This window comes from Sandarakinorhabdus sp. (assembly GCF_031422795.1).
Taxonomy (GTDB): domain Bacteria; phylum Pseudomonadota; class Alphaproteobacteria; order Sphingomonadales; family Sphingomonadaceae; genus Sandarakinorhabdus.
The window spans coordinates 1-10,459 of sequence record NZ_JANPML010000088.1 but is presented as its reverse complement, the minus strand read 5'-3'; the positions used below and the strand labels follow the sequence as shown (position 1 = coordinate 10,459).

Here is a 10,459-nt window from a genome sequence, read left to right as displayed (position 1 = left end):
GCGCGTGAAGCTGAAACCCGGCGTCTCGGTCGATGCGGCGCGTGATCGGCTGGAAGCCGTCGCCAAGGATGGGGGCCGCGTACGCGACCGCAGCAATGGCGCACCCGGCACCCGCAATTTCGTCACCCAATTGGGCCAGTTCCTCAGCCTCGTCGGCCTGACCGCGCTGGTCGTGGCCGGCGTGGGCGTGGCCGGCGGCGTATCGGCCTATCTGGGCGCCCGCACGCGCACCATCGCCACGCTGAAAGTGCTGGGTGCCGATAGTGCGACGGTGCGCGCCGTCTATCTGTGGCAATTGTCGCTGGTATCGGCTGGCGCCATCTTGATCGGCCTCGCCATCGGTGCCGCGACGCCGGCTGCCGTGGCGCAAATCGCCGCCGCCAGCCTGCCGGTGCCACCGGCCAGTGGGCTGCAATGGGGGGCGCTGGCGCAGGCGGCGTGGTACGGCTTTGCCATCGCCTTGTCCTTTGCGCTGTGGCCACTGGCACAGGGCGCTGCCATGCCGGCGGCGCGCCTGCTGCGCAGCCTGACCGAACAGCGCGCCCGGCCAAATGCCGCGACCCTGGCGATCATCGCCGGTGCAGCGCTGTCGGTGCTGGTGCTGGTCGTGGTGCTGGCCGATGAACAATTGTTCGTGATGGGCTTCCTGGCTGGCGCGCTCGGCCTGATTGTCGTGCTGTGGTTGCTGGCCGGAGCCGTGAAGTGGCTGGCGGCGCGGGCGCCCAAGCCAAAGGGCACGCTGGCCCGGTTGGCGCTGGCCAATCTGCATCGCCCCGGCGCGCCGACGCGCAATCTGGTGGTGGCACTGGGCCTGGGCCTCACCCTGTTTGCCACCTTGGCCACCATCGAGGGCAATCTTGCCAGCCAGATCAACCGCACCATTCCGACCCGCGCGCCCAGCTTCTTCGTGCTCGACATCCCCAATGATCAAAAGGCCGAATTTTCGACACTGGTCGAACGCACAGCACCAGGCGGCCGCACGGTGATCGTGCCCAGCTTGCGCGGCCCGGTGACGGCGGTGAACGGAGTCCCGGCCGAACAGATCAAAGCCGGGGCCGAAGGCTGGATCCTGCGCGGCGATCGTGGCCTGTCGTACGCCGCCGATTTCCCGGAGGCCAACACGCTGGTCAGCGGCACATGGTGGCCGCGCGATTATGCCGGGCCGCCGCTGATCAGCCTGGACGATGATGCCGCCAAGGCATTGGGCCTGAAGGTGGGTGATACACTCAGCGTTTCGGTGCTGGGCGTCGACATCACCGCCCGCATCGCCAATACGCGCAAGATTGATTGGCAGTCGTTCGGCTTCAACTTTGCCATCCTGTTCGCGCCCGGCGCGCTGGAAGCGGCGCCGCATGGCTGGATGGCCACGGTGCAGGTGGCGCCCGACCGCGAACGCCCGGTGGCCCGCGCCTTGTCAGCCCGCTTCCCGACAGCGTCGGTGGTGCGGGTGAAGGATGTGATCGGCCAGGTGCAGACGTTGCTGGGCCAATTGTCTGCAGCAATCCGCGCCGCGGCCAGCGTCACTGTTGCGGCCGGCATCGCCGTGCTGGTGGGGGCGCTGGCTGCCGGCGCGCGGGCGCGCACCTATGATGCCGTGCTGCTGAAACTGCTGGGCGCCACGCGCGGCCAGGTGGCGGCGGCGACACTGGCCGAATATGGCCTGCTCGCCGCCATCGTATCGGGGTTGGCGCTGGTGTTGGGCAGCGCGGCGGGTTGGTTTGTGGTGACGCAAATCTTCAAGTTGGATTGGACCCCGGATTGGCTGCGCGTTTTCCTGACCGTGGGCGTTGGTGCGGTCGTGACCGTGGTGCTGGGTCTGGCTGGCAACTGGCAGGCGCTATCGGCGCGGCCAGCAAGCGTGCTGCGACAGTTGTGAAGCGGCGTTCCGGCGCATCAGTCATTGAAAATTCAGCCGGGATGCCCGATATTACACGTGTCGCCGGCCAATCGCCGGTCACAGGAGGAGTTTTTCATGGCCAATAATGTGGACCCCCGGCTTGGCGCTTTTGGGGCCCGGGCCCCAGCAGATGCCGGTTATGACGCCGGCCTGCGCAGCTATATGCTGTCGATCTACAACTATATGGCGTCGGGCGTGCTGCTCACCGGCCTCGTGGCACTCTTGGTGTTCTCGACCCCGGCGCTCTTTGCCGTGTTCTTCAATGAGGTCGGTTCACCCACCATCCTGGGCTGGATCGCCATTGCCAGCCCGCTGGCGATGATCCTGGGCATGAACTTCGGCATCAACCGCATGAGCGAAACCACGCTCAAGATGATGTTCTGGGCCTTTGCCGCGCTGATGGGCGTGTCGATGAGCACGATCTTCGCCCGCTACACCGGCGCGTCGATCGCGCAGACCTTCTTTGTGACGGCCGCCAGCTTTGGCGCGCTCAGCCTTTATGGCTACACGACCAAGAAGGACCTGAGCGCGATGGGCCGCTTCCTGTTCATGGGCCTGATCGGCATCATCATCGCGTCGATCGCCAACATCTTCGTGCAATCCAGTGGCTTGCAGCTGGCGGTGAACATCCTGGGCGTGCTGATCTTTGCTGGTCTGACCGCCTATGACACGCAGCGCCTGCGCGAACTGTACTACCAGGTTGCCGGCAGCGATTTCGCTGGCAAGGCCGCCATCATGGGCGCGCTGACCCTGTATCTGAACTTCATCAACCTGTTCCAGTTCCTGCTCAGCTTCATGGGCAACAGGGACTAAGCAGACAGGCTTCGGCCAAAGAACAAAGGCCCGGCGGGGAAACCTGCCGGGCCTTTTTCTGTACGGAGTTGGCGGCTTACCAGCGTTCCATCCAGGGCCGCAGATCAAACTCGTGCGTCCAGGCGGATCGGGGCTGGTGGTGCAGGCGGACATATTCCGCCGCAATCGCTTCCGGGTCGAGGATGCCGTCCTCGCTTTTGAGGGCATAGCGGTCGGGAAACTGGCTGCGGATGAACTCGGTGTCGATGGCGCCATCGATGATGCTGTGCACCACATGGATGCCGTTTGGCCCCAGTTCGCGCGACATGGCCTGCGCCAGGCTTCTCAATGCGAACTTGCCGCCGGAAAAGCCGGCAAAGCCCGCCGATCCACGCAGGGAGGCGGTTGCGCCGGTAAAGATGATGGTGCCGCGTCCACGCGGGCTCATGCGGCGGGCGGCCTCGCGCCCGGTGATAAAGCCGGCCAGCGCGCACATTTCCCAAATCTTGGTGTAACGCCGCACCGTCTCGTCCAGGATGCCCATCGGTGAATTGGCACCGATGTTGAACACCAGCACCTCCACCGGGCCGATTTCGCGCTCGACCCGGTCGAACAGGGCGATCATCGCCGCTTCGTCCCGGGCGTCGGCGCCAACGGCCAGGCAGCGCCCGCCTTCATCAGCGATGCGCGCGGCCAGCGGTGCCAATCCGTCGGCTGTGCGCCGCACCGGCACCGCCACCAATCCGTCGCGGGCAAAGGCGGCAGCGATCGCGCCGCCAGTGGCATCGCCAGCGCCAATCACCACCGCGGCGCCCTTCATTGCCGTGCCGCTCATGCGCCGACACCCATGATCATGCAGGTCGCGATGCCGGTGGCCAGCAGTTTGCCGCGTTCATCCACCAATGTGCCCCGCGCCGTCGCCAGCCGTCGCCCGCGCGACACCACATCGCCGCGCGCGGTCACCCGGCCGGTGGCCGGCGTGATGGCCCGCACGAAGCTGACATGCAGATCGGTGGTCACATAGGTTTCATCGGCGGAAAGCGTGGTGTGGACAGCGCAGCTCATCGCGCTGTCGAGCAAGGTGGCGGCAAAGCCGCCGTGCACGATGCCGATGGGATTGCCATGCTGGGTGCCGGGCAGCGCGTGCATGGTCATCGTGCCTTCGCCGGCCTCGCCACCGTCCATCGCCATCAACGCGCCCATGCCGCTGCCACCCCTGCCAGTGCCAGCCGCCAGTGCGCGCATCTGGGCAAGCCCGTCAATTTTACCTGTAATTGCAGTCATTCTGCGATCTCCAATCGTTCGTAGCTGTCATCCAGCAGGAAGCGCAGCGCTGCCAGCCGGCCACCGCCCAATCGCTGCTCCATCACGTCTTGTGCGGACTGCCAGCCGGCTTGTGCGGCGGCGCGGCGCTGGTGGCCGGGTTCGGTGAGCCAGACCAGGCGGCCCCGCCGATCGGCCGGGTCAATCTCGATACGCAGCAGGCCGTCGCTGGCCAGTGGCTTGACCAGGCGCGAAACGGTGGAGGCATCGGCTGCCATACGATCGGCCAAGGCGCCAATGCCCAATCCGCGCCGCCGCGACAGGCAGGCAAGCAGGCCGAACTGGCCGATGGTCAGGCCATGCCGGCCCAGCGCCTCATCATAAATCTGGCTGATCTGGCGCGACAGCCGCCGCACCTTGGCCGCCGTGCACAATCCTGCCGGTCCAGGGGGCAGGCTGGTGCTGGGCGATTCGGGCAGGCGGATACTCATATCCGCAGAATAATCTGCAATTGCAGATAATCAAGATTGATTGCGCAGCGCGGCCAAAGCAGCAGGCGTGTCGATATCGTCGAGCACGGCATCCGAAAGCGCCGGCACCGGCGTGAGGGCATAATCTGCCATCACGGCGCGGCCACCAACATCGCCGGCCAGGCCAATCAACTGCGCAAATGCCGCGCGCGGCCAGCGCACCGGGTGACCGCGCCGGCCTTCCCAGCTGGGCAGCACGATCTGGCCGGGCGTGGCGGCCAGCGTTGCAATCAGGGTCGGCTCGATTCGCGGCATGTCGGCCAGGAACACCAGCGCCGCATCCCATTCCGCCGGCACGGCAGCGATACCAGCAGCCAGGCTGCGGCCCATACCCTCGGCCCAATCGGCGGCGGTAACAAAGCGCGCCGGCCGTCCGGACAAGGCGTGCCGCACGGCATCTGCGGCATGGCCAAGCACGATGATGGGCGGCGGCAAGCCAGCGGCGGCAATTGCATCAATCACGTGGGCGATGATGGGTTGCCCGCGCCAATCCTCCAGCAACTTGTGCGGCCCGCCCATGCGGCTGGCGCGGCCAGCGGCGAGCACCACGGCACCGACCGTTGCTGGTGCGCTGGCCCGCCCGCGCGGTTCGGGGCGTTCGGCTTCGGGCAACAGGCCGCCATCGCCCATGGCGGCAATCGTTTCGGCGGTGACGGGCAGGCCAGCGGCAAGGCGTTCCAGCACCAGATCAAGGCCGTTGCGCTTTGGGCTCTTGGCGCAGCCGGGCAGGCCGATCACCGGGCGCCCGCCGATGCGGCCCAGCACCAGCAGATTGCCGGGATCGACCGGCATGCCCAGCCGCTCGACCACGCCGCCGGCAGCGATAATGGCCTGCGGGATGACATCGCCGCGATCGACCGTGGCCGACGCGCCGGCCACCAGCAACAGATCTGCGGTGGCGCCGGCCAACACAGCCGCCAGCGCGGCGCTGTCGTGCGGGCAGGGGGGCTGGGTATCGAGATGGCTGCCCAGCGCTGCGATGCGCGCGGCCGTGACCCGTTCCAGCTTGGCCAGCGCCTTGGCGCTGGTGCCGGGCAGGGTGGTGGCGATCAGGCCCACCGATAGCGGGCGAAAGCCATGCACATGCAAGGGTTTGGCGGCGGCAACCGCAGCGGCCAGTGTGGTTTGCGCCACGGCATAACGGATGGTCTTGATGGTGGCCACAATGGCACCTGCCGTCACCCGCGATCCATTGGGCAACGCAGCGAGGGTAAGGGCCTCGTCCACGGCGTTGACCGCGGCCACCATGCCGGGCGGTGCGCTGAACAAGCCATCGACAGTCGCCGCCAGATTGACCCGGCCATGCACCGGCGCCAGCGCCGCCAGTCCCGATGATGGCTGGGGCCCAACCTGCGCTGCTGCCAGCGCGGCCGCCAGCGCGGCAGCCGCATCATCCTCGGCAACGTCGCCGGGTTCAAGTTGCGCGACGATCAGTTCGGCAAGGCCTGTTGCGGCGGCTTCGGCGAGATCGGCAGCGCCCAGAACATGACCCTTGGGCAGCCGCCGGCGGCCGATCTGTTGCCCGTGCGCCAGCAGGCACCCTGCGGCCTGCGCCAGCGGTACCGGCCCGAATTTCATGCCACCAAGGCGCTTCGCCACGCCGCGGTCATCTGCGCGGCGATGGAGAGCGCGATTTCGGCGGGGCCGGTGGCGCCGATGGCCAGGCCCGCCGGGCCGTGAATGCGGGCCAGTTCGGTCGTGCCAAAACCCTGCGCGGCCAGCCGTTCCAGCCGGCCGGCATGATTTTTCCGGCTGCCCAGCGCGGCGATATAATAGGCCGGCGATTCCAGCGCCGCGGCCAGCGCCACATCATCGATCTTGGGATCATGGGTGAGCGCCACAACGGCAGAGGCCGGATTGAGCGCGCCGGCCAGGGCCTCATCCGGCCAACGGCGATCCAGTTCCAGCCCGCCGAAGCGCGCATCGGCGGCAAACAACCCGCGCGGATCGATCACGGCCGGTACCACGCCCAGCGCATTGGCCAGTGGCACCAGCGCCTGCGCGATGTGCACGGCGCCGATGATGAACAGCCGGCGCGGCGGCGGATAGCGGCGCACGAACGGGCCGCCGTCGCCCGATCCGGCGCGTCCGGTGGCGGGATCACTGCTGATCGCCGCCATGCGCCCGGCAGCGGTGGCGGCCAGCACATCGGCCAACAGCGGCGGTGGCAGTGCATCATCGGCCAGGCGCTGCACCAGGATGGCAATGCGACCGCCGCAGGCCAGGCCCGCCGTCCACGCCACCGTGTCGGCCACGCCATAATCCAGCACGGCGTGGCCGGCCTGCGCCGCGATCATATCTTGTGCGGCCAGGATCACATCGGCTTCGACACAGCCGCCCGACACGCTGCCGGCGAACAGGCCATCAGCCCGGATGGCGAGATGGCTGCCCTCGCGGCGCGGTGCTGATCCCCAGGTGGTGATGACGGTGGCAATCGCCACGCCGTGGCCGGCCTGTGCCCATGCCAGCGCGGTGGCCAGAGTGGTCAGATCCTCGTCGCGGCCAACGCTTGTGAGATCCGCATTCTGGTTCACATTCCGGACCATTGCCAGACCAGGAAGAGCAGGGTGACGACGATAAGGCCGGTGCCCCAGACCATTGCCGACAGGCCACCGGGCACCGGTTCCGTTTCGGCGGCTGCGGCCTGATCGGAAGCAGCCGCCAGGGCCACGATATCGACGTGCGGGGCCTCCACTTCGGCCTTCAGCTTGGTGAAGAAGGCTTCGGCATATTGCTTTGCGGCCCCTTCCACCAGTCGCGCGCCAAGCTGGGCCAGCTTGCCGCCCACCTGAGCCTTCACGACATAATCCAGTTGCGTCTTGGCCGGGCCCAATTCGGTTAGCACGACATCGGCGCTGCCCTTGGCAAAACCGGCGACTCCGCCCTTGCCTTCGCCCACCAGACGATAGCTTTCTGGTGCAACAATATCTTCCAGCCGCACGGTTCCGGCAAAGCGCGCCCGCACCGGGCCAACCTTGGCCTGCATGATGCCATCGAACTCCGGCACGTCGGCTTCGGTGCGAGTCAAACGCTCGACACCGTCGATGCAGCGGGCCAACACATCGGGATCGTTGAGCGCCGCCCACAAAATATGGCGCGGGCTGGCGATTTCCACCGATCCTGCAAGGTCCATAAAGTCTCTTTCCAGTTCAAGGCCGTGGGGCTGCGACCATTGTCTTTCGATGCCAGTTTTGCATCACAAGTCAATCATGGGCCGAAAAGCATCATTGCGATTTAAAAACTTTCCGTTAATAATCCGATGTGGTTGAGTTTGCTGTGGGGTGTGCGACGTGCGTTGTAGGGTTTGGGGGATTTGATGACGAGCGCCGAAGAAGCGACACAGCTTGCCGCTGATGAAGTGATCGTGCGTGGCACGATGAAGTGGTTCGACCCTGTTCGGGGTTATGGTTTCATGGTTCCATCGGCGGGCGATGGCACGGATGTGCTGGTGCATTTCAGCCTGGTGCGCGAACTGGGTCGCCGCACCTTGCCGGAAGGCGCAACGCTCACCTGCATCGTGGTCGCACGCGATCGCGGCCGCCAGGCGCGCCGCATTATCGATCTCGATCTCACCACCGCCGTGGGACCGGATCCGGAAACCGCCGCCGCCCGCGCGGCTGATCGCGTCAATCCGCAGGCCATGCTGGCCGCCGCCGGGCCGTTCGAACCGGCGCTGGTCAAGTGGTTCAACCGGCTGAAAGGCTATGGTTTCGTGGTGCGGCCGGGCGAGACCGAAGATATTTTCATCCACATGGAAACCGTGCGTCGGGCCGGGCTGGCCGAATTGCAGCCGGGCCAGGCGTTGGAAGTGCGGGTGGCACCCGGGCACAAGGGTCCCTTGGCGGTTGCGGCACAACCGGCTAATACGCCGGAGTGATGAACCCAGCACGATCCGCCGCCGTCCTGTTCAGTCTTGCCCTGCTGGTGCCCTTGGCGCCAGCGGGTGCCGCGACCTGCCCCAACAGCGGCTTGCGCACATCCAAAGTGTCGTTTGAAACCGCCAAGGGCCGTTTCACCTACAAGATCGAGATTGCGGCATCGGCGCAAGAGCAGGCGTGCGGCATGATGTTCCGCGATTCCATGGCGCCGGGCGTCGGCATGGCCTTTCCGATGCAACCGCCGCGCGCCACCGGTTTCTGGATGGAAAACACGCCGCTGCCGCTGGACATCATCTATGTCTCGCCGGCGGGGCGGGTGCTGAACGTACGGCGCGGCACGCCTTATTCGCGCGAAGTGCTCAACTCGGCCGGTATTACGGCGGATGTGATCGAACTTGTGGCCGGTGAGGCGGAACGGATCGGGCTGAAGCCGGGCGACCGCGTGCGTCGTTAATCAGGATAGTCGGGTCGATCAGCGCGCGTCGGGATCGAGCAGGCGCTGCCACCAGGCCTGAGCCTTGACCTGAGTGCCGCGGTGCATTTCCATCTGCCAGTGCGGCAGGCTGCTCGGCGCCACTTCCCGGCCCTGATCATCCACCACCAGGATGGCAATATTGCCAGCGCGATCGCGCCGCGCCGCCAGTGAATGGCTGCTGCCATCAAGCACGAATTCATGGCCGCCATCGGCCATCAGATCGAGCAGGGAGGACGGAGTGGCCATCCAGCCAGGCCCCACGATGCGATCGAGCACCGTACCAGCCGGGGTGGCAACAGCCTTCAACGCAGAAACAATGTAACGAGCCATATCGGCACCGTAACAGATTATTGTTGCGGCGCGACTTCTATGTTTCGCGGGTTCGCAATGGGGAACGGCAATCGCGGCAAACGCCCGGTTCGACGTCTGCCCAGATCCTCGTTGTCCGCGTCAGCGGCGGAAGAAACGCCGCTGGTTCATCGGCATGGGCGTGGTCTTCTCGCGGAAGACGATGCGGCCCTTGTCGAGATCATAAGGCGTCATTTCAACATGCACCCGGTCGCCCACGATCGAACGGATGCGGTTCTTGCGCATCTTGCCGGCGGTGTAGGCGATGATCTCGTGCTCGTTTTCCAGCTTCACGCGGAAACGCCCGTCGGGCAGGATTTCGGTGATTTCACCTTCAATCCGAATGATTTCCTCTTTCGGCATGTTACGCCTGATATCCGCTGGTAAAGTGCATGTATGATCCTGAATTGAGCGCGCCGCCTGTGGCTTTCCACGGCGACCGGCCTGCCCAATGGCCCGAACACATGAAAAATGCAAGCCTTCCCCCTTGGCAAGCCGGGTGGTTGCAAGGCAGGTGTGCTCATAACTCAACAGGGGAAGAACCATGAAAAGCAGAGCCGCTGTCGCCTTTGCGCCCAACACGCCGCTGGAAATCGTCGAGGTCGATCTGGAAGGCCCCCGCGCCGGCGAAGTGCTGGTGGAAATCATGGCCACCGGGATTTGCCACACCGATGCCTACACGCTGGAAGGCAAGGATAGCGAAGGCATTTTCCCGTCGATTCTGGGCCATGAAGGCGCCGGGATCGTGCGCGAAGTGGGCGCCGGCGTGACCAGCGTGGCACCGGGCGATCATGTCATCCCGCTCTACACGCCCGAATGCCGGCAGTGCAAAAGCTGCCTTTCCGGCAAGACCAACCTGTGCACCGCGATCCGCGCCACGCAAGGCAAGGGGCTGATGCCCGATGGCACGACGCGGTTCAGCTACAAGGGCCAACCCATCTTCCACTACATGGGCTGTTCGACCTTTTCGAATTTCACCGTGCTGCCCGAAATTGCTGTGGCGAAAATCCGCACCGACGCGCCGTTCGACAAGGCCTGCTACATCGGCTGCGGCGTCACCACTGGCGTGGGCGCGGTGGTGAACACGGCCAAGGTGGAGCCCGGCGCGCGCTGCATCGTTTTTGGCCTGGGCGGCATCGGCCTGAACGTCATCCAGGGTCTGCGGCTGGTCGGCGCGGATCAGATCGTGGGCGTGGACATCAACCCGGATCGCGAAACCTGGGGCCGCCAGTTCGGAATGACCGATTTCGTCAATCCCAAGGACGTTTCGGGTGAT

At 65.8% G+C, this 10,459-nt stretch carries 13 protein-coding genes; 5 read left to right on the top strand and 8 right to left on the bottom strand.

Annotated features, from left to right (window positions below; translation table 11 throughout):
* Positions 1-1,876: FtsX-like permease family protein (locus tag RMO81_RS03490; RefSeq protein ID WP_310474352.1), on the top strand; the 1,876-nt coding region annotated here is incomplete at its 5' end.
* Positions 1,877-1,972: 96 nt separating this feature from the next.
* The gene (locus tag RMO81_RS03485) at positions 1,973-2,710 is read left to right on the top strand and encodes a Bax inhibitor-1/YccA family protein (protein ID WP_310474351.1); all 738 of its coding nucleotides are present in this window, start codon (positions 1,973-1,975) and stop codon (positions 2,708-2,710) included.
* A 76-nt stretch (positions 2,711-2,786) separates the two neighbouring features.
* Here the strand turns inward: RMO81_RS03485 and RMO81_RS03480 are convergent, their stop codons facing one another.
* From RMO81_RS03480 to RMO81_RS03455, 6 genes are read right to left on the bottom strand one after another with little or no spacing between them, the layout of a single operon-like run.
* On the bottom strand, positions 2,787-3,524 hold the full coding sequence (locus RMO81_RS03480; protein WP_310474350.1) for an SDR family NAD(P)-dependent oxidoreductase: 738 nt from the start codon (positions 3,522-3,524) through the stop codon (positions 2,787-2,789).
* Positions 3,521-3,973 (bottom strand): PaaI family thioesterase, encoded by a 453-nt coding sequence (locus tag RMO81_RS03475; protein ID WP_310474349.1) that lies wholly within the window; start codon positions 3,971-3,973, stop codon positions 3,521-3,523. Before RMO81_RS03475 ends, RMO81_RS03480 begins: the two co-directional genes overlap by 4 nt.
* On the bottom strand, positions 3,970-4,443 hold the full coding sequence (locus RMO81_RS03470; RefSeq protein ID WP_310474348.1) for a MarR family transcriptional regulator: 474 nt from the start codon (positions 4,441-4,443) through the stop codon (positions 3,970-3,972). The genes RMO81_RS03475 and RMO81_RS03470 overlap by 4 nt, the downstream gene beginning before the upstream one ends.
* A gap of 30 nt (positions 4,444-4,473) precedes the next feature.
* Positions 4,474-6,060, bottom strand: a complete 1,587-nt coding sequence (locus RMO81_RS03465) for an NTP transferase domain-containing protein (protein WP_310474347.1) — start codon at positions 6,058-6,060, stop codon at positions 4,474-4,476.
* Positions 6,057-7,028: an XdhC family protein gene (locus tag RMO81_RS03460; protein ID WP_310474346.1), complete on the bottom strand. Its 972-nt coding sequence runs from the start codon at positions 7,026-7,028 to the stop codon at positions 6,057-6,059. The genes RMO81_RS03465 and RMO81_RS03460 overlap by 4 nt, the downstream gene beginning before the upstream one ends.
* Positions 7,013-7,615 (bottom strand): carbon monoxide dehydrogenase subunit G, encoded by a 603-nt coding sequence (locus RMO81_RS03455; protein WP_310474344.1) that lies wholly within the window; start codon positions 7,613-7,615, stop codon positions 7,013-7,015. The genes RMO81_RS03460 and RMO81_RS03455 overlap by 16 nt, the downstream gene beginning before the upstream one ends.
* A 183-nt stretch (positions 7,616-7,798) precedes the next feature.
* Here RMO81_RS03455 and RMO81_RS03450 point away from each other — a divergent pair, with 183 nt between their 5' ends.
* Positions 7,799-8,359, top strand: coding sequence for a cold shock domain-containing protein (locus tag RMO81_RS03450; RefSeq protein ID WP_310474343.1), 561 nt, complete (start codon positions 7,799-7,801; stop codon positions 8,357-8,359).
* On the top strand, positions 8,359-8,814 hold the full coding sequence (locus tag RMO81_RS03445; protein ID WP_310474342.1) for a DUF192 domain-containing protein: 456 nt from the start codon (positions 8,359-8,361) through the stop codon (positions 8,812-8,814). Before RMO81_RS03450 ends, RMO81_RS03445 begins: the two co-directional genes overlap by 1 nt.
* Positions 8,815-8,832: 18 nt before the next feature.
* Here the strand turns inward: RMO81_RS03445 and RMO81_RS03440 are convergent, their stop codons facing one another.
* Positions 8,833-9,165 carry a hypothetical protein gene (locus RMO81_RS03440; protein ID WP_310474341.1) on the bottom strand — a complete coding sequence of 111 codons (333 nt, stop codon included), beginning with the start codon at positions 9,163-9,165 and terminating at the stop codon, positions 8,833-8,835.
* A 120-nt stretch (positions 9,166-9,285) separates the two neighbouring features.
* A complete protein-coding gene (gene infA / locus RMO81_RS03435) occupies positions 9,286-9,546 on the bottom strand; it encodes a translation initiation factor IF-1 (RefSeq protein WP_017668801.1) in 261 nt (86 codons plus the stop codon).
* A gap of 181 nt (positions 9,547-9,727) precedes the next feature.
* Here infA and RMO81_RS03430 point away from each other — a divergent pair.
* The coding region (locus tag RMO81_RS03430; protein ID WP_310474339.1) for an alcohol dehydrogenase catalytic domain-containing protein at positions 9,728-10,459 on the top strand (732 nt) is incomplete at its 3' end.